We start from the raw sequence: 23657 nt of genomic DNA, 5'->3' as shown, positions 1-23657 counted from the left end.
AACGGGAGCCCAGGGGTGAACGAGGTCGTGCCTGCGTCGGTCCCGGTCGACGGACTGTTGTCCGTCGCGTGGCTGGTGATCGTGCTGCCGCTGGCCGGTGCGGCGCTGCTGCTGCTGGGTGGGCGGCGTACCGACCGCTGGGGGCACCTGCTGGCGACCGGCACCGTGGTCGCGGCGTTCGCCGTCGCGCTGGCCTGCACCCTCGCGCTGACCGAACGCGCCGGCCGCACGGTCAGCCTGGACCTGTTCACCTTCATCGACACCGGCAACCTCGACGTCACCGCCGGGCTGCTGTTCGACCCGCTGTCGGCGGTCTTCGCCCTGCTGATCACCGGGGTCGGTGCGCTGATCCACGTCTACTCGATCGGCTACATGGCGCACGACCCCGGCCGCCGCCGGTTCTTCGCCTACCTCAACCTGTTCGTCGCGGCGATGCTGCTGCTGGTCCTGGGCAACAGCTACGTGGCCCTCTACGTCGGCTGGGAGGGCGTCGGCCTGGCGTCCTACCTGCTCATCGCCTTCTGGCACACCCGCCCGGCGGCCGCCACGGCGGCCAAGAAGGCCTTCCTGATGAACCGGGTCGGGGACGTCGGCCTGGCGCTGGCGATCTTCCTGATGTTCGCCCAGCTCGGGACGACGTCCTACGCCGGCGTCTTCGGCTCGGTCGGGCTGCTCGCTGGCGGCACCGTCACCGCGATCGGGCTGCTCCTGCTGCTCGGCGCCTGCGGCAAGTCCGGCCAGTTCCCGCTGCAGGCCTGGCTGCCCGACGCGATGGAGGGCCCGACGCCGGTCTCGGCGCTCATCCACGCGGCCACGATGGTGACCGCCGGGGTGTACCTGATCGCCCGCAGCGCCCCGGTCTACGACGCCACGCCCACCGCCCGCACCGTCGTCCTGGCCGTCGGCGCGGTGACCCTGCTGATCGGGGCCATCGCCGGCTGCGCCCACGACGACATCAAGAAGGTGCTGGCCTACTCCACGGTCAGCCAGATCGGCTACATGTTCCTGGCCGTGGGCCTCGGGCCGGTCGGCTACGCGGCCGCCATCGCCCACCTGCTGGCGCACGGCTTCTTCAAGGCCGGGCTGTTCCTCGGCGCCGGCTCGGTGATGCACGCGATGGACGACTCCGTGGACATGCGCCGCTTCGGCGGCCTGGCCAGGAAGCTGCCGATCACCTTCGTCACCTTCGGACTGGGCTACCTCGCACTGATCGGCTTCCCGTTCCTGTCCGGCTGGTGGACCAAGGACGCGATCATCGAGGTGGCGCTGGACCGCGGCGGCTGGTCGGGCTGGGTGCTCGGCGGGGTCGCCGTCCTCGGTGCCGGGCTCACCGCCTTCTACATGACCCGGCTGATGCTGATGACCTTCTTCGGCCGCCCCCGCTGGGAGGAGGGCGTGCACCCGCACGAGGCCCCGGCGTCGATGACGGCGCCGATGGTGCTGCTGGCCTTCGGGTCGGTCGCGGCGGGCTTCCTGCTGGTGGCGGCCTTCCCGCTCAGCGGCTGGCTGGAGCCGGTGTTCGGCGAGCCGGAGGAGGCCGCGCACCTGGTGTCGCCGCTGGTGGTCAGCATCGTCGTCACCGTGGTCGTCGCCCTTGGGGCGCTCACGGCCTGGCTGTTCGTCGGCCGCCGCGAGGTGCCGACGACGGCGCCGGCCCGCGTCTCGCCGGTGGTCACCGCCGCGCGCCGTGGGCTGTACGCCGACACGATCAACGAGTCGCTCGTCATGCGCCCCGGGGTGTGGCTCACCCGCGCGCTGGTCTGGCTGGACGCCCGCGGGGTGGACGGCGCGGTCAACGGAGCGGCCGCCGCGCTGGGCGGCGGCTCGGCCCGGCTGGGCCGGGCGCAGACCGGGTTCGTCCGCAGCTACGCCCTCGGCATCCTCGGCGGCGCGGTGCTGGTCGCCGGTGCGCTGGTCGCGGTGACGGCATGACCACCCCTGACACCCCCACCCGCGGAGAGGCGGCCCGGCCGTGACCGACGTCCCCTGGCTGGTCCTGATGATCGTCGTCCCGGCGGTCGGTGCGGCGGTCGTCGCGGCGCTGCCGGCCGCCCGGGAGGCGCTGGCCCGCCAGCTCGCCCTGGCGGTGAGCCTGCTGGTGCTGCTGCTCGCCGTGCTGACCACCGTCGCCTTCGACCCCGGCGGCGAGCGGTTCCAGCTGACCACCTCGGTGGCCTGGATCCCCGACTTCGGGGTCGACTTCGCCCTCGGCGTCGACGGCATCGCACTGTCGATGCTGCTGCTGATCGGCGTGCTGGTGCCGGTCGTCGTCGGCGCCTCGTGGCGGGACACCCCGCTGCCCCGGCCGGGCCGCCCGGCGCGGTCGATGACCGCCTTCTGGGCGTGGCTGCTGCTGCTCGAGTCGCTGATGGTCGGGGTCTTCGCCGCCACCGACGTCTTCCTGTTCTACGTCTTCTTCGAGGCGATGCTCGTGCCGATGTACTTCCTGATCGGCAGCTTCGGGGGTGAGAACCGGCAGTACGCCGCGGTCAAGTTCTTCCTGTACAGCCTGCTCGGCGGGCTGGTCATGCTCGCCTCGGTGATCGGGCTGTACGTGGTCAGCAACTCCCAGCTCGGGGAGGGCACCTTCGCCTTCGACGCGCTGCGCCAGCTGGAGATCGACCCGAACGTGCAGAAGCTGCTGTTCGCCGGCTTCTTCCTCGCCTTCGCCATCAAGGCGCCGCTGGTGCCGTTCCACACCTGGCTGCCCGACTCCGGGGCCGAGGCGCCCATCGGCGGCGCCGTGCTGCTGGTCGGTGTGCTGGACAAGGTCGGCACCTTCGGCTTCCTGCGCTACTGCCTGCCGTTGTTCCCCGACGCCTCCCGCGACCTGGCCCCCTGGGTGCTGGTGCTCGCCGTGGCCGGGATCATCTACGCCGCGCTGCTGGCCGTCGGGCAGAGCGACATGAAGCGGCTGGTGTCCTACACCTCGATCGCGCACTTCGGCTTCATCGCGCTGGGCATCTTCGCCTTCACCACCGAGGCGGCCACCGGCGCGGTGCTCTACATGGTCAACCACGGCATCGCCACCGGCCTGCTGTTCATCGTCGTCGGCATGGTCATCGCCCGCGGCGGCTCCCGGCAGATCCGCGACTACGGCGGGCTGGCGGCCAAGGCGCCGCTGCTGGCCGGGGTCTTCCTGCTCGCCGGGCTGGCCTCCCTCGCGCTGCCGGGCACCAACAGCTTCGTCAGCGAGTTCCTGGTGCTGATCGGGGCGTTCCCGACCCGTCCGGTGTTCACGATCATCGCCACCGTGGGGATCGTGCTGGCCGCCCTCTACGTGCTGCTGATGTACCAGCGGGTCATGCACGGGCCGCCGCGCGGCGTGCTCCTGGTCGACGAGGACGGCGCTGGCGACCACGACCCTGCTGATCACGGCGCTGGCGACCACGGCGCCGGGGGTGGCGCCACCGCCGTCCCCGAGCGCGGCGCCGGCGGGGCGACCGCGGTGCTGGAGGCGCCGGCGCGGGCCCGGGTACTGGCGGTCCGCGACCTGTCCGGGCGGGAGATCGCCGTCGTCACGCCGCTGGTCGCCCTGATCCTGGTGCTCGGGGTGTACCCGCAGCCGCTGATCGACCTGGTCAGCCCGGCGGTCGAGGCGACCATGAGCGACATCGGCGTCGACCCCGGGGGCAGCACGCCGGCTGCACCGGGCAGCACCGGGACCGGGGGGACCGACTGATGGGCGCCATCGAGGCACCGGACCTGTCCTACGCGGCGCTCGCACCGCTGCTGTTCGTCTTCGGTGCCGCGTGCGTCGGCGTCCTGGTCGAGGCGTTCACGCCCCGGTCCGTGCGCCATCCCGTGCAGGTGACGATCGCCCTGGTCGGCACCATCGGGGCCTTCGTCGCCACGCTGCTGCTGGCCGGCACCGAGGAGGTCACCGCTGCCGGGGCGCTGGCCGTCGACGGGCCGGCCCTGTTCCTGCAGGGGACGATCGCCATCCTGGGCGCGCTGTCGGTCCTGCTGTTCAGCGAGCGCGCCCTGGACCCGGCCCGCTCGGCGTTCGTCGCCGCCGCCGCGGTCCCGGCCGGCAGCGTCCGGGACCGTGAGCTGGCCACCTCCGAGCGGGTGCAGACCGAGGTCTACCCGCTGGCCACCTTCGCCATCGGCGGCATGATGCTGTTCACCGCCGCCAACGACCTGCTGCTCATGTTCGTGGCGCTCGAGGTGCTCAGCCTGCCGCTGTACCTGCTGTCCGGGCTGGCCCGCCGCCGGCGGCTGCTGTCCCAGGAGGCGGCGGTCAAGTACTTCCTGCTCGGCGCGTTCGCCTCGGCCTTCTTCCTGTACGGGCTCGCCCTCGTCTACGGCGCGACCGGCAGCGTGCGACTGTCCGACGTGCGGGTGGCCGTGGTGACCGAGGGCGGCAGCGCCCTCATGGTGATCGGGCTGGGCCTGCTCGTGGTCGGGCTGATGTTCAAGGCCAGCGTCGCGCCCTTCCACAGCTGGACCCCCGACGTCTACCAGGGCGCCCCCACCGCAGTGACCGCCTTCATGGCCGCGGCCACCAAGGTCGCCGCCTTCGGGGCGGTGCTGCGGCTGCTCTACGTGGCCTTCGGCACCGCCGACTGGACCTGGCGCCCGCTGGTCTACGCCCTGGCGATCGCCTCCATGGTGGTCGGCGCGGTGCTCGGGCTCACCCAGACCGACGTCAAGCGGATGCTGGCCTACTCCTCGATCGCCCACGCCGGCTTCCTGCTCACCGGGGTCATCGGCCTCGGCCCGGACGGCACCGGCTACGGGCTGGCCGCGACCATGTTCTACCTGGTCACCTACGGCCTCACCACGCTCGGCGCGTTCGGGCTGCTCACCCTGGTCCGGGACGGCGACGGCGAGGCCACCCACCTCTCCCAGTGGGCCGGCCTGGCGCAGCGCTCCCCGCTGGTGGCCGCCCTGATGTCCTTCTTCCTGCTGGCCCTCGCCGGCATCCCGCTCACCAGCGGGTTCACCGGCAAGTTCGCCGTTTTCCGGGCCGCGATCGAGGCCGGGGCCTGGCCGCTGGTCGTCACCGCCCTGGTCGCCAGTGCGATCGCGGCGTTCTTCTACCTGCGGGTCGTCGTGCTCATGTACTTCTCCGACCCCGCGCCCGACGGCCCCACCGTCGGCGTCCCCGGCCTGCCGACGACGATCGTGCTCGCGGTCACCGCGGCCGCGACGCTGGTGCTCGGCGTCCTGCCCGGGGCGGTGCTCGAGCTGGCCGAGTCGGCCGCGGTGTTCGTCGGCTGACCGGCTCCGGACGGCCCGGCTGACGGTAGGCCGGTGCGCCGGGGGCCGTGCGCGGCGGCTATCTTCGTCGGTTGATGACCGGAGCCGGCACCACCAGCCCCCAGGGCGGCGGACGCGACCCCCAGCGCGAGGGCCAGTCGTGGCACCGGCCCGCCAGCCCGGCCTCGACGATCGGCCCCTGGCTGCCCGACGGTGAGCTCGGTGCGGCCCTGTCCGACGGGCTGGCGCGGGTGGAGGCCCGGCTGGCCTCCTCGGTCGCCAGCGAGCACGCGTTCGTGAACGAGGCCGCCGGTCACCTGATGGCCGCCGGCGGCAAGCGGTTCCGGCCGCTGCTGGCCCTGCTCGCCGCCCAGCTCGGCGACGCGGACGCCCCCGAAGTGGTCGACGCGGCCGTCGTCTGCGAGCTGACCCACCTGGCCACGCTGTACCACGACGACGTGATGGACGAGGCCTCCGTCCGCCGGGGCGCCCCGAGCGCCAACAGCCGCTGGACCAACAGCGTCGCCATCCTGACCGGCGACTTCCTCTTCGCCCGGGCGTCGGACCTGCTGGCCGACCTCGGTCCGGAGGCCGTCCGGGTGCAGGCCCGGACGTTCGAGCGGCTGGTCACCGGCCAGTTGCGGGAGACCGTCGGCGCCCAGCCGGGCGAGGACGCTGTCGGCCACCACCTCGGGGTGCTGGCCGACAAGACCGGGTCCCTGGTCGCCACCTCCGCCCGCTTCGGTGCCTCGTTCGCCGGCGCCGCCCCGGAGCTGGTCACCGCGCTGACCGCGTTCGGTGAGGAGGTCGGGGTGGCCTTCCAGCTCTCCGACGACCTGATCGACATCGTCAGCGAGGCCGGGGTGTCCGGGAAGCGGCCCGGAACGGACCTGCGCGAGGGGATCGCCACCCTGCCGGTGCTGTTCGCCCTGGCCGGCGACGACCCGGCCGAGGCCCGGCTCCGCGAGCTGGTCGCCGGCCCGGTCGTCGACGACTCCGAGCACGCCGAGGCGCTCGCCCTGCTGCGCAGCTCGACCTCCCTCGCCCGGGCCACCGCGGTGCTCGGCGAGTACGCCGACCGGGCCCGCAACCGGTTGACGGCGGTGCCCGACGGCCCGGTGCGCGAGGCCCTGTCCGGGCTGTGCACGTACGTGGTGACCCGCACCAGCTGACGGCCGCCCCCGTCGGTCGGATCGGGGGCATCCTGGGGAGGATGACCCGCCGTCCCTGGGTGGCCCTGCCCCCGCTCCTGCTGCTCGTCGCCTGCGGTGCCACCGACTCCGGCGCTGCTGACTCCGGCGCTGCTGACTCCGGTGCTGCCGCCCCTGCGCCGGTGTCCGCACCCACCGGTGCCCCCGCGCTGGACGTCGAGGTGGTGCTCGACGGGCTCGACCACCCCTGGGACGTCGCCCAGGCACCGGACGGCACCCTGCTGGTCGACGAGCGCGCCGGCGGCCTGACCGCGGTGCTGCCCGACGGCGAGGCGCGCCCGCTGGACACGGACTTCGACGACCTGTTCGCCGAGGGGGAGACCGGCCTGATGGGCCTCGCCCTCGACCCCGCCTTCGCCGACAACCGGCGCTTCTACACCTGCCAGGGCGTGCAGTCCGCCGATGGCGCCGAGATCCAGGTGATCGCCTGGACGGTGGACGAGGGGTGGACCGCCGCCACCCGGGTCGCCGACCCACTCCTGGGCGGCATCCCGGTCAACGCCGACAGCGGCCGGCACGGCGGGTGCCGGGTCGAGTTCGGCCCCGACGGCGCGCTCTTCGTCGGGACCGGTGACAACGCCGTCGGCACCAACCCCCAGGACCTCGGCTCACTCGCCGGCAAGGTCCTCCGGATCGACCCGCAGACCGGTGAGGCCCTGCCGGACAACCCGTTCACCGACGTCGCCGACGCCGCTGACCGGATCTGGACGTACGGGCACCGCAACGTGCAGGGCCTGGCCGTGCACCCCGACTCCGGCCAGGTGTACTCGGTGGAGCACGGGCCCGACCGGGACGACGAGGTGAACCTGCTCCAGCCGGGTGCCGACCACGGCTGGGACCCGGTCGGGGCGGGCGTCTACGACGAGAGCGTGCCGATGACCGCCCCCGGCGCCGTGCCCGCGGTCTGGTCCTCCGGCGAGCCGACCATCGCGCCGTCCGGGGCGACGTTCCTCGACGGGGAGGCCTGGGGCGACTACGACGGGCTGCTGCTGGTCGGCGTGCAGAAGGACACCGGCGTCCTCGCGCTCCGGCTGACCGAGGACGGCGAGCTGGTCGAGTCCTTCCGGCTCCCCGAGCTCGAGGACACCTACGGCCGCATCCGCACCCCCGAGCAGGGGGAGGACGCGCTGTACGTGACCACCGACAACGGCGGCGGCGAGGACCAGGTGCTCCGGGTCACCCCGGGCGGCTGAGCGCCCGGTCCCGCACCCGGGGCGGTACCGGCACCCCGGCCGGGAGCAGCGGATCGGGCTCCGGCTCGCCGAGCACGGTGCGCAGCGGCAGGACCCCGGCCCACACCGGCGACGGGCCGGCATCGGCCGCCAGGTCGCGCTCGTCGTCCCCGGGCGGGCCGGTGCGCACCTTCAGGCTCGCATCGGCGAGGTCCAGCGCCAGGACGGCGGTGGCGGCCAGTTCCCGGCGGTCCGGCTGCCGGGTCGCCGTCCAGGATCCCGGCGCCAGCTGCTCGGTCAGCGCCGCCAGCGCGCGCAGCCGCTCGGCGGGGTCGATGACCAGCTGCGCGGTGCCGTGCACGACCGCGCAGCGGTAGTTCATCGAGTGGTGGAAGGACGAGCGCGCGTAGACGACGCCGTCGACGTGGGTGACGGTGAAGGCCACCGGCTGGCCGGCCGCGGCGGCGCGCAGTGTGGCCGCCCCGGTCGAGCCGTGCAGGTAGAGGGTGTCGCCGACCCGGCCGTACCCGGTGGGCAGCACCACCGGCGCGCCGTCGAGCACGACGCCCAGGTGGCCGACGAGCCCGGCGTCCAGCGCGGCGTACAGCTCCGTGCGGTCGGTGCGGGCGCGGCGTGCCCCCCGGCGGATGGTGCTGCGGGGGGTGGGGGAGAGCGGGGCTGCGACGTCCATGGCCCCAACGTGCAGCACGCCGTGGCATCCTCCAAGGGCCATTCCGACGCTTTTCTGCCAGGCCACCGGAGGTGTCCGCTGATCGACGTCCCGCCCGTCGTCCTCGACCGGTCGGCCGCGAGGCCGTTGGCGGCGCAGCTGGCCGACGGGCTGCGGGAGGCCGCCGTGGCCGGTGCGCTGCGCCCCGGTGACCGACTGCCGTCCACCCGCGAGCTGGCGACGGCGTTGCGGGTCAGCCGGACGGTCACCGCAGCCGCCTACGACCAGCTGCTGGCCGAGGGGTGGGCTGCCGGGCGCCGGGGGGTGGGCACGTTCGTGGTCGGCTCGGTGCTGGCCCCACCGGCAGCGGCCCGCGCCGGCCGGGTCGCGCCGCCGGCGGGTCCTGCGCTCGTCGACCTGCGGGCCGGGTCGCCCTGTCTCGAGGTGCTCGACCAGGCGGCCTGGCGGCGAGCCTGGCGCGCCGCTGGGGACAGCGCGCCCGATGCCACCACCGAGTCGGCCGGGGACCCGGCCTTCCGCGCCGCCGTCGCCGAGCACCTGCTGCGCCACCGGGGGCTGTCGGCCACCGCGGCCGACGTGCTGGCCACGTCCGGCACGTCGGCCGCCGTGGCCGAGGTCGCCCGCGTCCTGCCCCCTGGCAGCCGGGTCGGGGTGGAGGACCCGGGGTACCAGCGGGTCGTCGGTGCGCTGGTCGACGCCGGTGTGCAGCCGGTGCCCGTCCCGGTCGACCGCGACGGACTGGTCGTCTCCGCGGTGCCGGCCGGGCTGGCCGCCGTCTACTGCACCCCGGCCCACCAGTACCCGCTCGGCCGGCGGATGTCGGCAGCCCGCCGGCTGGACCTCGTCGCCCGCGCCCGCACCGAGGGCTGGTGGGTGCTGGAGGACGACTACGACGGTGAGCTGCGCTACGACGTCGCGCCGCTGCCGCTGCTCGGGGCCCTGGGGCCGGACGTCGTCGTCCACCTCGGCACCACCAGCAAGATCGTGAGCCCGACCCTGGGTGCCGGCTGGCTGGTGGCGCCACCGGGCCTGCGCATCGACCTGCTCGCCCGGCGCACCAGGACGGGCACCCGCCCGGCTCGGGCCGGTCAGCGGGTCCTCGCCGCGCTGGCCGGCTCCGGCGACCTCGCCCGGCACCTGCGGCGGCTGCGCCGCGAGCTCGCTGGCCGCCGGGCGGAGGTGCTCGCGGCGGTGACGGCGGCCGGCTGCCGGGCGGACGGAGACCCCGCCGGAGCCCACGTGCTGGTGCCGCTGCCCGACCCCGGGGCGGAGGCGGCGGTCATCGCGGCGGCCGCGGCCCGCGGGGTGGCCCTGGACGGGCTGGGGCGCCACCACCTGACCGGCGCCGACGGGAACCGGGCGGGGCTGGTGCTCGGGTTCGCCCACCCCACCAGAGACGAGCTCGCCGGGGCCCTGGCGGTGCTCACCGAGGTGCTCCGCGAGACGTAGACGCCGGTGGCCGGAGGACCCTCGAGGTCCTCCGGCCACCGGTGTTCAGCGCTGGACTGCGATCAGCTGACGGTCCAGCTGTCGCCGCCGGCCAGCAGGGCGTCGAGGTCGGCGGGCTCCTGCGCCGCGGCGTCCTCGAGCTGGTCGGCCATCATCCGGTCGTACGTGGGCTTGGCCACCGACCGGAAGACGCCCATCGGGCTGTAGCGCAGGTCCTGGCTGGACAGCCGGGACAGCGCGAACGCGTACGACGGGTCCTCGCGGTGCGCGTCGTGCACCACGATCTGGCTGGCGTCGACCTGGTTGGTCTCGGCGATCCGCAGGCCGCCGAAGTCGTCGCGGACGACGCAGGAGGCGCCCCCCGGGCCGAAGACCAGCGGCTCGCCGTGCACCAGCGGGATCGTCCACATCGGGCCGGTGGCCGGGTCCTTGAGCAGCTCGAACGCACCGTCGTTGAAGATGTTGCAGTTCTGGTAGATCTCCACCAGCGACGTGCCCTGGTGCTCCGCGGCCTGGCGCAGCACGTCGGTGAGGCCCTTGCGGTCGGAGTCCATCGCCCGGCCGACGAAGGTCGCGTCCGCGCCCAGCGCGAGTGACACCGGGTTGAACGGGGCGTCGATCGAGCCCATCGGGGTGGACTTGGTGACCTTCCCGACCTCCGACGTCGGCGAGTACTGGCCCTTGGTGAGCCCGTAGATCCGGTTGTTGAACAGCAGGATCGTCAGGTTCACGTTGCGGCGCAGGGTGTGGATCAGGTGGTTGCCACCGATGGACAGCGCATCGCCGTCCCCGGTGACGACCCACACCGACAGGTCGGGGCGGGAGGCGGCCAGGCCGGTCGCGATGGCCGGGGCCCGGCCGTGGATCGAGTGCATCCCGTAGGTGTTCATGTAGTACGGGAACCGGGAGGAGCACCCGATGCCGGACACGATGACCATGTCCTCGCGGGCGATGCCGAGACTGGGCAGGAAGCTCTGGACCGCGTTGAGGATGACGTAGTCACCGCACCCCGGGCACCAGCGCACCTCCTGGTCGGTCTTGAGGTCCTTGGCCTTCAGCGTCGTCTGCTTCTCACCGTTCGCCGCGACCGAGGCGTCGATGGCGCCGGCGATGGTCGTGACGTCCGGACCTCCGGCGGGCATGCCGAGGTCGTGCACGTGCGCGTTGGTGGACTCGATGGCGGTCACAGGGCCGCTCCCGTCTGTGCAGGGGTGTCGGAGCCGGTGTCGAGGGTGGCGACCGTCCCGGTGGTCCCGTCGATGACGTCCTGGAAGACGGCGGCCAGCTCCGCGGCGCGGAACGGCAGTCCGCGCACCTGGGTGTGGCTGTGTACGTCGACCAGGTACTTGGCCCGCAGGACCATGGCCAGCTGACCGAGGTTCATCTCGGGGCAGACCACCCGGTCGTACCGGGCGAGGATCTCGCCCAGGTCGGCCGGCAGCGGGTTGAGGTGGCGCAGGTGCACCTGGGCGATCGAGCGGCCCGAGGCGCGGATCCGACGGCAGGCCGCGCCGATCGGGCCGTACGTGGAGCCCCAACCGATGACCGCGACCCGGGCGTCCCCGTTCGGGTCGTCGACCTCGGTCGCCGGGATCGAGGCGGCGATGCCGTCGACCTTGGCCTGCCGGGTACGGGTCATGAAGTCGTGGTTGGCCGGGTCGTAGGAGATGTTGCCGGTCTTGTCGGCCTTCTCCAGCCCACCGATCCGGTGCTGCAGCCCCGCGGTCCCGGGCACCGCCCAGGGCCGGGCCAGGGTCTCCGGGTCACGCAGGTAGGGGAGGAACTCGCCGTCCTCACCATTGGGCTCGGTGGCGAACTCCGTGCGCAGGTCGGGGAGCTCGTCGGCGGCCGGGATCGACCACGGCTCGGCGCCGTTGGCCAGGTAGCCGTCGGACAGCAGGATGACCGGCGTCCGGTAGGTCAGCGCGATCCGCGCGGCCTCCAGCGTGGCGTCGAAGCAGTCGCCGGGGGAGCGGGGCGCGATGACCGGCACCGGGGCCTCGCCGTTGCGGCCGTAGAGGGCCTGCAGCAGGTCCGACTGTTCGGTCTTGGTGGGCAGCCCGGTCGACGGGCCGCCGCGCTGCACGTCGATGATGAGCAGCGGCAGCTCGGTCATCACGGCCAGGCCGATGGTCTCGGCCTTGAGCGCCACACCCGGGCCGGACGTCGTCGTCACACCGAGCGCCCCACCGAAGGAGGCGCCCAGGGCCGCGCCGATGCCGGCGATCTCGTCCTCGGCCTGGAAGGTGCGCACGCCGTAGGCCTTGTGCTTGGACAGCTCGTGCAGGATGTCGCTGGCCGGGGTGATCGGGTAGGCCCCGAGGAACACCGGCAGGCCCGAGCGCTGCCCCGCGGCGACCAGGCCGTAGGAGAGCGCCTGGTTGCCCGAGATGTGCCGGTACTTGCCCGGGGCCATCGGGGCCGGCTTGACCTCGTAGGAGACCGCGAAGGCCTCGGTCGTCTCGCCGTAGTTGAACCCGGCGCGGAAGGCGGCGATGTTGGCCGCGGCGATCTGCGGCTTGCGGCGGAACTGCCGCTCCAGGAAGCGGATCGTGCCCTCGGTGGGCCGGTGGTACATCCAGGACAGCAGGCCGAGGGTGAACATGTTCTTGCTGCGCTCGGCCTCCTTCTTGCCCAGGCCGGAGTCCGCGAGCGCGTCGGTGGTCATCGAGGTCAGCGGCACGCTCACCAGCTGCCACTTCTCCAGCGAACCGTCCTCGAGCGGGTTGCTGGCGTAGCCCACCTTGGCCAGGTTCCGCGGGGTGAACTCGTCGGAGTCGGCGATCAGCAGGCCACCGCCGGGGAGGTCCACGAGGTTGGCCTTCAGCGCGGCCGGGTTCATCACGACCAGCACGTCCGGGGCGTCGCCCGGGGTCATGATGTCGTGGTCGGCGAAGTGCAGCTGGAAGCTGCTGACCCCGGGGAGGGTGCCCGTGGGCGCCCGGATCTCGGCGGGGAAGTTCGGCAGCGTCGAGAGGTCGTTGCCGAACGAGGCCGTCTCGCTGGTGAAGCGCCCACCCGTGAGCTGCATCCCGTCGCCGGAGTCCCCGGCGAGCCGGATGACGACGCGGTCGAGCGCGACGACGCTCTTCACCAGTCCGCCGGGGGCGGAGCTGGAGGCGGCGTCGATGTCGGGGTCCACGGCGGGGTGCATGCCAGGGGTAACACCGTTCGCGGCGGAGCTGATTCCGGGGGCGCTGATCCCGTGGTTGGTGCCAGTCATGTGTGAGGTACCTCCGACCCACCAGGCTACGTGCGCGGCGCGCCGGGGGACCGGCTCGGCCGCCGACGTGAGGGAAGCCACACAGGGTCGGCTCACCTCACAGCCGGGCCCCAGCTGCCGGGGGAACGGCGATCGGGCCGGCGGCGTTCTACCGCTCGTGCAACGCTGGAACAACGGACTGAAGACGGCCGTGCTGCTGGGCCTGATGGCCGGGGTCATCCTGCTGGTCGGCAGCTTCTTCGGCCGCGGCGGGCTGCTCATCGCGCTGGTGCTGGCGCTGGGCGTGAACGGCTGGGCGTACTTCAACTCCGACAAGCTGGCGCTGCGGGCGATGCGCGCCTTCCCGGTCACCGAGACCCAGGCCCCGCAGCTGTACGCGATCGTGCGCGAGCTGGCGACCGAGGCCCGGCAGCCCATGCCCCGGCTCTACGTGAGCCCCACGAGCCAGCCGAACGCCTTCGCCACCGGCCGCAACCCGCGGAACGCGGCGGTCTGCTGCACCCAGGGCATCCTGGAGCTGCTGGACCGTCGGGAGCTGCGCGGCGTGCTGGCCCACGAGCTGTCGCACGTCTACAACCGCGACATCCTGATCAGCTCGGTCGCCGGCGCCATGGCCACGGTGATCACCTATCTGGCGCACATGGCGATGTTCGCCTCGCTGTTCGGTGGCCGGTCCGAGGACCGCCAGGGCGGCGGGCTGGGCGGCCTGCTGCTGGTCTTCCTCGGTCCGGTCGCCGCGGGCCTGGTCCAGATGGCGGTCAGCCGCAGCCGGGAGTACCAGGCCGACGCCTCCGGTGCGCGGCTCAGCTCCGACCCGCTGGCGCTGGCCAGTGCGCTGTCCAAGCTCGAGCGCGGCGTGGCGGCCCGGCCGCTGCCGCAGGACGACCGGCTGGTGACCCAGAGCCACCTGATGATCGCCAACCCGTTCCGCGGGCAGGGGATGGCGTCGATGTTCGCCACCCACCCGCCGATGGCCGAGCGCATCGCGCGGCTGCAGCAGATGGCCCGGGAGCTGGGCTGACGGCCCCTGCACCGCAGCGCGGGGGCCGTCTCCCTCAGCTCAGCGGTAGTTGTCGAACTGCAGCGCGATCTCGAAGTCCTTGCTCTTCAGCAGCTGCTGGACCGCCTGCAGGTCGTCGCGCTTCTTGCCGCTGACCCGGAGCTGGTCGCCCTGGATCTGCGCCTGCACGCCCTTGGGGCCCTCGTCGCGGATGGCCTTGGCGATCTCCTTGGCCTTGTCCGAGGCGATGCCCTGCTGGATCCGGGCGGAGATCTTGTAGACCTTCCCCGAGGACTGCGGCTCGTCGGCGTCCAGCGCCTTCATCGAGATGCCCCGCTTGACCAGCTTCTCCTTGAACACCTCCAGCGCTGCGGCCACCCGCTCCTCGGTGTCGGCCTGCAGGCTCACGGCCTCTTCGCCGGCCCAGGCGATGGTGGCGTTCACGCCACGGAAGTCGAACCGCTGCGACAGCTCCTTGCCCGCCTGGTTCAGGGCGTTGTCGACCTCCTGTCGGTCGACCTTGCTCACCACGTCGAAGGACGCATCGGCCATGTCGGTTCCTCCTCAGTGGGGACGGCGCGCCGCCGGGGACCCGGCGAGGACGTCGTCCCCCGTCTTGTAAGCTCTCCCGGTACCACCACGGCGGGTTGCCCGAGTGGCCAATGGGAGCGGACTGTAAATCCGTCGGCTTAGCCTACGAAGGTTCGAATCCTTCACCCGCCACACCTGGTACGACGGCCCCCGACCTCGCGGTCGGGGGCCGTCCTCGTTCATGCGGTGGGGGCCCGGGCGCTGGCCACGGCGGTGCGCTCCAGTGGCTCGCCGGCCAGGAAGAGCCAGCCGAAGGCGATCGGGACCGACCGGCTGCACCGCACGGTCACCTCGGCCCCGTCGGTCGCCGCCGACCACGAGTCCAAGACGACGCCGACGTCTCCGAGCTGGTCGGCCACCGCCGCCTCGGCCGCTGCGCGGGTCAACGGCAGCTCGGTGCCCACCCCGCGGGTGTAGACGGCGCCCTCGTCGACCTGGTTCGCCGCCGCCAGCGCGGCACCGTCGCAGACCGACTGGACCTCCTGCTGCTCCAGGAAGGCGTCGGAGGCAGCGATCGCACCGAACACCATCAGCGCCCCCACCAGCCAGCAGACCAGCACGAACGGCAGGGTCGACCCGGCCTCGGGGTCGCCGACGTCGGACGGTCCGGTGCGCACGCGCGCAGCCTAGAGGCCGGCCGCAACGGTGCTCCGCCGTCGTCCACCGGTTGTGGACGACGCCTGTGGACGGTGTGGACGACGACGCTCCGCTCAGCCTGCGAGGCCAGCGAGCCTGTGGACGACGGTCGGGGGCGACGCCGCTGGGCCGCCAGACTCCCCGGCATGGTGATCGAGGTGGTCCCGGCCGGGCTGTACGCGCTGGCCGGGGTGCTGGACGCCGCGTCGGCCCGGGCGGCCCAGGTCGGTGCGACGGTCGACGGCGCGGGGGTGGGCGGGCCACTCGGCCCGGTCGTGGCCGGGTTCGGTGAGACGGTGGCGGCCGCCGGTGGCTGCCTGGCCGGCGAGCTGGCCTGGCTGCAGAGCGCCGTGGCGACGGCCGCCGACTCCTGGCAGCAGCTGGACGGCGGGTTGCTGCCCGGTCGGGGCGCGGCTGTCCCCCGATGAGCACGCTGCTCCCCACGCCGGCGGAGCTGCCCGACCCGCCGGGCTCCCCGACCGTCCTGGGTGAGGTCCTCGACCAGCTCGCATCGGCCGGCTTCTCGGCGGGGACGACGGTGCACCTGCTGGACGCGGCGGTCGTCGACACCGGCTGGCGGGGAGCCGACGCGGCGGCGGTGACCACCGAGGTCACCACGGCAACGGCGGTGGCCGGTGAGCTGCACAGCGCGCTGACGACGGCGGCTGCCCGGCTCACTGAGCACCGTGAGCTCTGGCTGACCGTGCTCGCCCGGGTTGCCGCCCTGCGCGCGGACCAACGTGACCAGTTCGCCCGCGCCGGGTCCCGGCTCGCGGTGCTGATCGGGCCGGCGTGGGACGGCGGCGTCCCCGCCCCCGGCCGCGACGAGGCCGCCGACCTGAGCGCGGCGGTCGCGGTGGACGACGCCGACCGCGCCGTCGAGCACCGGGCCCTGCTCGAGGAGCTGGCCGCCGACGCCACGGCCGTCGCGGCTGTGCTCGCCGCGGTCGCCGCGTCGTTGGGCGGGGCCGCCCGCCCTGCGGACGCCGCGCGGGTCACCGGCTGGCTCGCCGGGCGGATGCCGGGATGGGGGGACGGCGCGTTCGCCGCGTTGGGGAAGGAGGCGGCGGAGGATCTCCTCCTGCCGGGCACGGCCGAGCAGCTCGATGCTGCGGCCGCCGGCTGGTCCGGCCACGCGGCGAGCCCTGCCTTCGCTGCTGCCGTGGTCGGGCGGCTCGGCGCCGACGGCCTCCGCTGGCTGCTCACCGTGCTGGGCGAGCGGGGTGGCTCCGTCGACGCGCTGGCCGGCCTGCTGGCGGTGACGCTCAGCTCGGTGGCAGCCGGGTCATCCGCCACGAGCCGGGGCGGCCGGGCGCTCGACGAGCTGCGGTTGGACCCCGCAGACCCCGACGGTGCCGTCGACGTGGTGGCCGTCGGGATGGGGGTCGTGCTGCGCACCCTGGTCGGCCCGGTCGGGGGAGGCGCCTCCCGGCTGGCTGCGTCCTGGGCGAGCCAGCTCCTGGCCCGCGAAGCCGCCCAGGGGGTCGGGGCGGCCGTCCGGGTCGGGCCGACGACACCCGACCCGGTGGCGGCGGCGCTGACCGTGCTGCGCAGCGGCGCCGACCCGAGGTCAGCGGGTCGGCTGCTCGGCGAGCCGGCGGCCTGGACGACGCTGCTGAGCCGGCCCTGGCCGGCCGGGACGGCGGACCTGGCCGCCGTGGTCTCGCTCGCCGCCGCGGGCCCGGGTGCGGCGGCCGCGGTCGAGGCGGCCCTGCGGGCACTGGGGCAGGGCCTGGCGCCGGACGCACCGGACCGGGTGCTGGTCGACCAGGCGACGCTCGCCGGGATCGGCACTGCGGTGAGCGGACTGGTGGCCGGGCAGCCCGGCGTCCTGGTGCCACTCCTCGACGCGGCTGTACGGGACGGCGGAGCCGACGGCGACCTCGACGCGTCGACCGACACCGAGCTGCGTGGACTGGCACACCTGTTCGCCGACGAGGCCCGGAGCGAGCCGGTGGTCGGTGCGGTGCACGCTGCGCTGCGAGCCGGGGAGGCAGGCGGGCCGGCGTCGTCTGCCGCGGCGATCGTCGGTGCCACCGTGGCGGTCCAGGAGCACGGGCAGCGGCTCCGCCATGCACTCGCGCACAGCCAGGCGCAAGGGGAAGCCGTCGACCGGCAGATGCTGTGGACGATCGGGGTGACCCTGCCCAGCGCACCACTCCGCGGGCCACGGGGGGAGCTCGTCGGCGACGTCCTGGACGCCGCGGCCGGCCTGGCCGGCGCCGACGGCGTCGTGCGGATGGGCCCGGACACCGGCCGGGTCCGGACTGTTGAGGACGCCGAGCGGGCCGCGGTCGAGCTGCTGACCGCGGACGCGTTCACCCTCGGATCGCTCGGGTCAGCCGCCCGCGCGGGCTTCGACCAGGTGGCCGCCGTGCTCGGCCGGCCGGGACCACCGGCCCCCTCGCCACTGGACCGGCTCGACGACGTGCCCGACCCCGACGACAGGAACCGGTGGCGCCGACGCAGGCGCACGAACGGGGTCACCCATTAGTGACTCTAGGCAGATCACTCACCGCAGAGAGTCACGACACAACGAAGATCATCAACCCGTTCGTGTTCGATATTGCGCGTGTGGGTGACCCGCTGCAGTCTCTTCATTGCGGTCTGTGCCGGACGACGCTCTGCCCCCGCGCGGGCGGCTACCGCGACCCGAGTCCATCCGCGCCCCTCAGGAGATGTCATGACCGGCACCACCTCGCTCGCCACCGCCCGCCCCTCCGCCGCCAACCGTGGCTGGCGCTGGAACCGCGGGTGGCGCTGGAACCGCTGACCCGGCCGCCTGGCTGCGGGGCGGTCGTGACGAGCCGGCTGCCCCATCGGGTGAGGTGGCTGCCCGGAAGGGGCCACCGCTGTTAACGTCTGTCGACCACGCCAATTGACAGACGGGCTGACGTTGGCCGAGCAGCCGGCCTCCCCACAGTGGGGGGCAGCAGTGATCCGGCGCCCCGAGATGATCGTCGCCGTCGCGCTCTCTGTGGCGGCGGTGCTCGGTGCGTTGACGCTGCCGCATGCCTGGACCACCCCGTCGGTGTGGGCCGTCCTGGCCCTCTTCCTCGCCTTCCTGCTCACCGAGTCGTCCCAGCTGGAGCTGGAGTTCCGTCGCCAGACCTTCGCGGTCTCGCCCTCCGAGCTGGTGCTGGTCATCGCGCTCGTCGAGGTCGGAGGCGTCTGGGCCGTCATCGCCCGCGTGGCCGCCGTGTCCATCGTGCTGGTCCGTCAGTCGCTCCCGTTGACCAAGGCCGCCTACAACATCGGCCTGACCGTCGCCGAGGTGTGCACAGCGCTGCTGGTGCTGTCGTGGCTCCCGCAGCTCGACCTCGACGACCCGCTGAGCTGGCTGTCCCTGGTGCTGGCGCTGCTGGCGGCGACGGTCGTCGGCATCCTGATGACCTGTCTGGCCATCTGGCTGTCCGGGGGCTTCCCGGGCTGGGGACTGCTGCTGAGCGCGATCCCGGCCTTTGCCGTTGCTCCGTTGAGCGTGGTCGTCGGTGTCGTCGCCCTCCTGCTGACCCGTGAGACGGCGTGGGGCTGGGTGCTGATCGGACCCCTCGTACTGGGGGCTGTGGCGATGTTCCGGCAGTCCTCGCACGCCATCCGTGAACGGCGGACCGTCCAGCAGGTCTACGACTTCGCCCGGCGCGTGGAGCTGGTGACCCCGGACGAGGCGGGGACCAGGGAGATCGTGAGCGCGGTCCGTGAGCTGCTCAACGCCGACCGGGTGGCGCTGTGGCTGCCGCCCTACCTCGACGACGGCCCGCAGCTCGTCGTCGACGCCGCCGATGGCGAGCTCGCCTGGTACGACGGTCCCGGTGATCCCGATGACCTGATCCGGCAGCGTGCCCTGGCTCCTGATGCCGCGGGACCGGTCCTCCTCTGGACGGCGCGGGCGGAGCCCCGGGAGCTGGCCGCCCTGGCCCGTCGCCACGCCCGCGAGGTGCTCGGTGCTCCCGTGGTCACCGCAGCCGGTGAGCCCGGCTACCTCGAGGTCTGTGACCGGCGCAGCGACGTGGTGACCTTCGCCGACGGCGACCGCAGTGCGCTGGAATCGATGTTGACCCACGTCAACGCCGCCATCCGGCAGCAGCAGCTGCTCAGTCAGATCCGGCACGACGGCGACCACGACCGGCTGACCGGGTTGCCGAACCGGCAGCGGCTGGGTGGGGAGATCGACGCGCTGCTGCTGGCCGAGCCGGCCACCGCCCGGGCCGGGCTGGTGCTGGCGGCGCTGGACGGCTACACCGACGTCACCGACACCCTCGGGCACGCCGCCAGCGACGAGCTGCTCCTGGTCACCGCCGGGCTGCTCCGCGAGCACGCGCCGCCGCAGGCCGTCGTGGCCCGGATGGAGGGCGGCCAGTTCGCCGTCCTGCTGCCGGGCCTGTCCCTGGCCGCCACCGAGCGAGCCGCCCGTCGGCTGCGGGAGGCCGCCTCCACCCGGGCCCGGGTCGCCGGGCTGGACCTGGAGGTCGCGCTGACGATCGGGGTCGCTGCGGCGCCCGTGCACGGGTCGGAGTCGGGCACGCTGATCCAGCGGGCGGACGTCGCGCTGCTCGCGGCACAGGGCTCCGGGGGAGTGGCGACCTACCACCCCGTCCTGGACCAGCAGAGCCTGCGCCGTCTGCAGTTGGGGGCGGAGCTGGAGACCGCGATGGCCGACGGGCAGATCTCGGTCGTCTTCCAGCCGATCGTGGACACCCGCACCGCGGACATCGTCTCGGTGGAGACCCTCGTGCGCTGGGCGCACCCGCGCTACGGGGACATCTCGCCGGACGACTTCATCAGCCTGGCCGAGCAGATCGGCCGGATCGGGCTGCTGACCGACCACGTGCTCGACCGGGCGCTGGACCGCTGCCGGCGGTGGCTGGACCAGGACATCGCCCTGTCGGTGGCGGTCAACCTCTCGGCCCACTGCCTCGCCGAGCCGGACATCGTCGACCGGGTCCGCCGGGCACTGCGCCACCACGGGGTGCCGGGTGAGCTGCTGACCCTCGAGCTGACCGAGGGCAGTGTCGTCGACGACACGGTCCGCAACAGCACCGTGCTGGCCGACCTGCACGCGCTGGGCCTGCGGTTGTCCATGGACGACTTCGGCACCGGCTACTCGTCCCTGTCCCAGCTGCGGCTGCTGCCGATCGACGAGCTGAAGATCGACAAGTCCTTCGTGCTGGGCATGTCGACGAGCCAGAACGAGTCCTTCATCGCCCGCTCGATCGTCGAGCTCGCGCACAACCTGGGGTTGCGCGTGGTGGCCGAGGGGGTCGAGGACGAGGTGACCCGGGACCTGCTGACCCAGATGGGCTGCGACAAGCTGCAGGGTTTCCTGGTCAGCCGCCCGTTGCCCGAGGACCGGCTCGAGGGGTGGCTGCTGGCGCGCACCGGGGTCCGCGCCGCCGCGCCGGGGGCCACCCACCGGCGGTTGTTCGTCCGCACCTGAGAGAGGGCCTCCCTGCCCCCCCACCGCTCGCAGGCTCGCGGCGGGCCCCTGCAGGGAGGCCGAAGGCATCAGGTACAGTTCTCCACGGCTCTTCGGAGCAGGCCCCTTTAGCTCAGTCGGCAGAGCGTCTCCATGGTAAGGAGAAGGTCTACGGTTCGATTCCGTAAAGGGGCTCGCACGACGACCACCGGTGCAGTCGGAAGACCGGGCCGGACGGTCACCTGGCGGTGTAGCTCAGCCTGGTAGAGCAAACGGCTCATAATCGTTGTGTCACCGGTTCAAGTCCGGTCACCGCTACCCCAGACGGACCCCGGGAACGGGGTCCGTCGTCGTGTTCGGCATCCGCCGGGCACGGGCACCACCCGAGAAGCGTCGAGGGACACTCGACCACCGACAAGGCGAGGATGCGCTCATGGCAGCCACCGACGTTCGTCCGAAGATCACCCTGGCCTGCCAGGAGTGCAAGAACCGCAACTACATCACCCGCAAGAACCGGCGGAACGACCCCGACCGGATCGAGCTGAAGAAGTACTGCCCGACCGACCGCAAGCACACGGTCCACCGCGAGACGCGCTGACCGCAGCGGTCGCGAGGAGAGGGCGGGAGCATGGCGCTGGACGCAGGACTGGTCGGGCGCAGCTACCCGCCCTCTGCCGTGTACGAGGTCGGGCGCGAGAAGATCGCGGAGTTCGCCGCGGCGCTGGCCGACCCTGACCCGGTCTACGTCGACCCGGCCGCCGCCCGTGCCGCCGGTCACCCCGACGTCATCGCCCCGCCGACCTTCGCCATCGTGCTGTCCCTCGGCGCGGGCAACGTCGTCGTCGAGGACCCGGAGGTGGGGCTCGACTACAGCCGGGTGGTGCACGGCGAGCAGCGGTTCACCCACCACCGCCCGATCCGGGCCGGCGACCGACTGGTCGCGACCGCCACCATCGACGCGGTGAAGACGGTGGCCGGCAACGACATGCTGACCACCCGCGTGGACCTGGCCACCGAGGACGGCGAGCCGGTCTGCACCACCCGCTCGATGCTCGTCGCCCGGGGCACGGCATGAGCCCTCGACCGACCGACGTCGAGGTCGGCACCGAGCTGCCCGAGCAGACCTCCCGGGTCACCCGCGCCGACCTGGTCCGCTACGCAGGCGCTTCGGGTGACCTCAACGTCATCCACTGGAACGAGCGGGTCGCCCGCGAGGTCGGCCTCCCCGGAGTGATCGCACACGGGATGCTCACCGCGGGGCTCGCCGTCCGCGCGGTCACCGCCTGGGCCGGCGATCCGGGTGCCGTCGTCGACTACTCGGTGCGCTTCAGCCGGCCGGTGGTGGTGCCCGACGACGACCTCGGTGCCGAGCTGACCGTGCGGGGCCGGGTCGCTGCCCTCCTCGAGGACGGCCGGGTGCGCGTGGACCTCACCGTGACCAGTGGTGGCGACAAGGTCCTGTCCCTGGCCCGCGCCGTCGTCGCGCTGGGCTGATCGCGTCCGCGGGTCTCAGCCTGCGGAGCCCAGGAGCTGCTGCATCCGGCGGACACCCTCGACCAGGTCGTCGTCCCCGAGGGCGTAGGACAGGCGGAGGTACCCCGGCGTGCCGAAGGCCTCGCCCGGCACGACGGCGACCTGGGCCAGTTCCAACAGCAGCTCGGCCAGCTCGGCGCTGGTGGTGGCCGTGCGCCCGGCGATCGAGCGGCCGAGCAGGGCGGTGACCGACGGGTAGACGTAGAAGGCGCCCTGCGGCGCGGGGCAGGCGATCCCGGGGATCTCCCGCAGCATCCGCACGACGGTCCGGCGGCGCCGGTCGAGGGTGGCCCGAAGCTCCGCGACGCTGGACTGGTCACCGCTGAGCGCGGCCACCGCAGCGGCCTGGGCGACGTTCGAGACGTGCCCGGCCGAGTGCGACTGCAGGGCCGTCGCCCCGGCCACCACGTCGGCCGGCCCGATCAGCCAGCCCACCCGCCAGCCGGTCATCGCATACGCCTTGGCGACGCCGTTGACGACCACGCACCGCGGCTGGACCTCCGGCACCAGGGCGGGCAACGACGGCGCCGTCGTCCCGTCGTAGGTCAGGTGCTCGTAGATCTCGTCGGTGACCACCCAGAGGCCGGCAGCCAGCGCCCACCGGCCGATCTCGGCCACCTCCTCGGGCGGGTGGACGGCGCCGGTTGGGTTGGCCGGGGAGCAGAACAGCAGCAACTTCGTGCGCGGGGTGCGAGCCGCTTCGAGCTGTCCGACGGAGACCAGGTAGCCGCTGGCCTCGTCGGCGACCACCGGGACGGGCACGCCGCCGGCCAGCCGGATCGCCTCGGGGTAGGTGGTCCAGTGCGGCGTCGGGAGCAGCACCTCGTCGCCGGGGTCGAGCAGCGCTGCCAGTGCCTGGGCGACCGCCTGCTTGCCCCCGGCGGTGACCAGCACGTCGGTCGGCTGGGCGGTCAGGCCCGAGTCGCGCAGCGTCTTCGCGACGATCGCCTCCCGGAGCTGGGGGAGACCCGCGACCGGGGTGTAGCGGTGCATCGCCGGGTCCCGGGCGGCCCGGACGGCCGCCTCGACGACGTGGTCGGCCGTGGGGGAGTCCGGCTCGCCGGCGGCGAAGCTGATCACGGGCCGTCCGGTGGCCCGCAGCGCCTTGGCGCGGGCGTCGGCGGCCATCGTCGTGGAGGAGGTGACCGCGGCGACCCGCCGGGAGACCCGCCGCTCCGCCGATGGCGTCGGTTCGACGGGCTCGGACCCGGGGGCGGGGGCGGTCGGCATGATCCGATCGTGGCAGACGGACCGGGTGTCCCAGCCCGCTCCGCGCACCCCGCGGGAGGCGACCCGGCTCCCGTGTTGGCTGCTGGCCGGGCCGGTCCCGTACACTCGACGACCTGGGGCCTGTGGGACCCCGCCACCGGCGTGCCCCGGAGGCCCTCTTCGGGGGGTCACGTCGAGTACTGGGGCCGCGTCGCGACGCGGAACCGGCGTTCCCTAGGGGTGTAGCTCAATTGGCAGAGCAGCGGTCTCCAAAACCGCAGGCTGCAGGTTCAAGTCCTGTCACCCCTGCCACGACCTGAC

General features: G+C 73.5%; 19 protein-coding genes and 4 tRNA genes. 17 read left to right on the top strand and 6 right to left on the bottom strand.

Going from position 1 to position 23657, the window contains the following annotated elements; all coding sequences use genetic code 11:
• Nucleotides 1-27: 27 nt before the first annotated feature.
• The 5 genes from nuoL (at nt 28) to O2V63_RS19425 (ending at nt 7609) form a co-directional block, all read left to right on the top strand.
• Nucleotides 28-1932: an NADH-quinone oxidoreductase subunit L gene (nuoL, locus tag O2V63_RS19445; RefSeq protein ID WP_269169126.1), complete on the top strand. Its 1905-nt coding sequence runs from the start codon at nt 28-30 to the stop codon at nt 1930-1932.
• A gap of 40 nt (nt 1933-1972) precedes the next feature.
• The gene (locus tag O2V63_RS19440; protein ID WP_269169125.1) at nt 1973-3682 is read left to right on the top strand and encodes an NADH-quinone oxidoreductase subunit M; all 1710 of its coding nucleotides are present in this window, start codon (nt 1973-1975) and stop codon (nt 3680-3682) included.
• Entirely contained in the window at nt 3682-5226 is a 1545-nt protein-coding gene (gene nuoN, locus O2V63_RS19435) for an NADH-quinone oxidoreductase subunit NuoN (protein WP_269169124.1), read from the top strand. Before O2V63_RS19440 ends, nuoN begins: the two co-directional genes overlap by 1 nt.
• A gap of 74 nt (nt 5227-5300) precedes the next feature.
• Nucleotides 5301-6377, top strand: a complete 1077-nt coding sequence (locus O2V63_RS19430) for a polyprenyl synthetase family protein (protein WP_269169123.1) — start codon at nt 5301-5303, stop codon at nt 6375-6377.
• Between the two features lie 41 nt (nt 6378-6418).
• Complete coding sequence (locus O2V63_RS19425; RefSeq protein ID WP_269169122.1) at nt 6419-7609, top strand: PQQ-dependent sugar dehydrogenase; 1191 nt, start codon at nt 6419-6421, stop codon at nt 7607-7609.
• Here O2V63_RS19425 and O2V63_RS19420 read toward each other — a convergent pair.
• Nucleotides 7593-8279: a pyridoxamine 5'-phosphate oxidase family protein gene (locus tag O2V63_RS19420; protein WP_269169121.1), complete on the bottom strand. Its 687-nt coding sequence runs from the start codon at nt 8277-8279 to the stop codon at nt 7593-7595. The two genes, O2V63_RS19425 and O2V63_RS19420, sit on opposite strands and share 17 nt — an antisense overlap.
• Before the next feature lie 126 nt (nt 8280-8405).
• Between O2V63_RS19420 and pdxR the strand changes: the two genes are divergently transcribed.
• A complete protein-coding gene (pdxR, locus tag O2V63_RS19415; RefSeq protein WP_269169120.1) occupies nt 8406-9728 on the top strand; it encodes a MocR-like pyridoxine biosynthesis transcription factor PdxR in 1323 nt (440 codons plus the stop codon).
• 62 nt (nt 9729-9790) lie between these two features.
• Here the strand turns inward: pdxR and O2V63_RS19410 are convergent, their stop codons facing one another.
• Together O2V63_RS19410 and O2V63_RS19405 are read right to left on the bottom strand one after the other, a co-directional pair.
• Entirely contained in the window at nt 9791-10915 is a 1125-nt protein-coding gene (locus O2V63_RS19410; RefSeq protein WP_269169119.1) for a 2-oxoacid:ferredoxin oxidoreductase subunit beta, read from the bottom strand.
• Complete coding sequence (locus tag O2V63_RS19405; protein ID WP_269169118.1) at nt 10912-12882, bottom strand: 2-oxoacid:acceptor oxidoreductase subunit alpha; 1971 nt, start codon at nt 12880-12882, stop codon at nt 10912-10914. The genes O2V63_RS19410 and O2V63_RS19405 overlap by 4 nt, the downstream gene beginning before the upstream one ends.
• A gap of 226 nt (nt 12883-13108) precedes the next feature.
• Here O2V63_RS19405 and htpX point away from each other — a divergent pair, with 226 nt between their 5' ends.
• Nucleotides 13109-13972, top strand: coding sequence for a zinc metalloprotease HtpX (htpX, locus tag O2V63_RS19400; RefSeq protein WP_269169117.1), 864 nt, complete (start codon nt 13109-13111; stop codon nt 13970-13972).
• Between the two features lie 39 nt (nt 13973-14011).
• On the opposite strand, the gene O2V63_RS19395 is transcribed toward htpX, so the two are convergent.
• Nucleotides 14012-14503 carry a YajQ family cyclic di-GMP-binding protein gene (locus tag O2V63_RS19395; protein ID WP_036333198.1) on the bottom strand — a complete coding sequence of 164 codons (492 nt, stop codon included), beginning with the start codon at nt 14501-14503 and terminating at the stop codon, nt 14012-14014.
• 89 nt (nt 14504-14592) lie between these two features.
• Here O2V63_RS19395 and O2V63_RS19390 point away from each other — a divergent pair.
• A tRNA-Tyr gene (locus tag O2V63_RS19390) sits at nt 14593-14674 on the top strand.
• A gap of 47 nt (nt 14675-14721) precedes the next feature.
• Here the strand turns inward: O2V63_RS19390 and O2V63_RS19385 are convergent.
• Nucleotides 14722-15159 carry a pilus assembly protein TadG-related protein gene (locus O2V63_RS19385; protein ID WP_269169116.1) on the bottom strand — a complete coding sequence of 146 codons (438 nt, stop codon included), beginning with the start codon at nt 15157-15159 and terminating at the stop codon, nt 14722-14724.
• Nucleotides 15160-15324: 165 nt separating this feature from the next.
• On the opposite strand from O2V63_RS19385, the gene O2V63_RS19380 reads away from it, so the two are divergent.
• The 8 genes from O2V63_RS19380 to O2V63_RS19345 all read left to right on the top strand — a co-directional run bounded on the left by O2V63_RS19380 (nt 15325) and on the right by O2V63_RS19345 (nt 22088).
• The gene (locus O2V63_RS19380; RefSeq protein WP_269169115.1) at nt 15325-15606 is read left to right on the top strand and encodes a hypothetical protein; all 282 of its coding nucleotides are present in this window, start codon (nt 15325-15327) and stop codon (nt 15604-15606) included.
• Complete coding sequence (locus tag O2V63_RS19375; RefSeq protein WP_269169114.1) at nt 15603-17672, top strand: hypothetical protein; 2070 nt, start codon at nt 15603-15605, stop codon at nt 17670-17672. The genes O2V63_RS19380 and O2V63_RS19375 overlap by 4 nt, the downstream gene beginning before the upstream one ends.
• Nucleotides 17673-18113: 441 nt before the next feature.
• Nucleotides 18114-20615 (top strand): putative bifunctional diguanylate cyclase/phosphodiesterase, encoded by a 2502-nt coding sequence (locus tag O2V63_RS19370; RefSeq protein WP_269169113.1) that lies wholly within the window; start codon nt 18114-18116, stop codon nt 20613-20615.
• Between the two features lie 101 nt (nt 20616-20716).
• A tRNA-Thr gene (locus O2V63_RS19365) sits at nt 20717-20789 on the top strand.
• 49 nt (nt 20790-20838) lie between these two features.
• Nucleotides 20839-20912: transfer RNA gene (locus O2V63_RS19360), tRNA-Met, on the top strand.
• Nucleotides 20913-21027: 115 nt separating this feature from the next.
• Nucleotides 21028-21192: a 50S ribosomal protein L33 gene (rpmG, locus tag O2V63_RS19355; protein WP_014742879.1), complete on the top strand. Its 165-nt coding sequence runs from the start codon at nt 21028-21030 to the stop codon at nt 21190-21192.
• A gap of 30 nt (nt 21193-21222) precedes the next feature.
• Nucleotides 21223-21669: a MaoC family dehydratase N-terminal domain-containing protein gene (locus O2V63_RS19350; protein WP_269169112.1), complete on the top strand. Its 447-nt coding sequence runs from the start codon at nt 21223-21225 to the stop codon at nt 21667-21669.
• The gene (locus O2V63_RS19345) at nt 21666-22088 is read left to right on the top strand and encodes a MaoC family dehydratase (protein ID WP_164699912.1); all 423 of its coding nucleotides are present in this window, start codon (nt 21666-21668) and stop codon (nt 22086-22088) included. The genes O2V63_RS19350 and O2V63_RS19345 overlap by 4 nt, the downstream gene beginning before the upstream one ends.
• Before the next feature lie 15 nt (nt 22089-22103).
• Here the strand turns inward: O2V63_RS19345 and O2V63_RS19340 are convergent, their stop codons facing one another.
• Nucleotides 22104-23357, bottom strand: a complete 1254-nt coding sequence (locus O2V63_RS19340; RefSeq protein WP_269169111.1) for a pyridoxal phosphate-dependent aminotransferase — start codon at nt 23355-23357, stop codon at nt 22104-22106.
• A 215-nt stretch (nt 23358-23572) separates the two neighbouring features.
• On the opposite strand from O2V63_RS19340, the gene O2V63_RS19335 reads away from it, so the two are divergent.
• Nucleotides 23573-23648: transfer RNA gene (locus O2V63_RS19335), tRNA-Trp, on the top strand.
• Nucleotides 23649-23657 lie beyond the last annotated feature (9 nt).

Origin of the sequence: Modestobacter sp. VKM Ac-2977, from assembly GCF_026968045.1 — a bacterium.
GTDB lineage: Bacteria > Actinomycetota > Actinomycetes > Mycobacteriales > Geodermatophilaceae > Modestobacter.
Note: the sequence above shows the minus strand (reverse complement) of the source record. Positions and strands in the feature narration are given on the sequence as shown.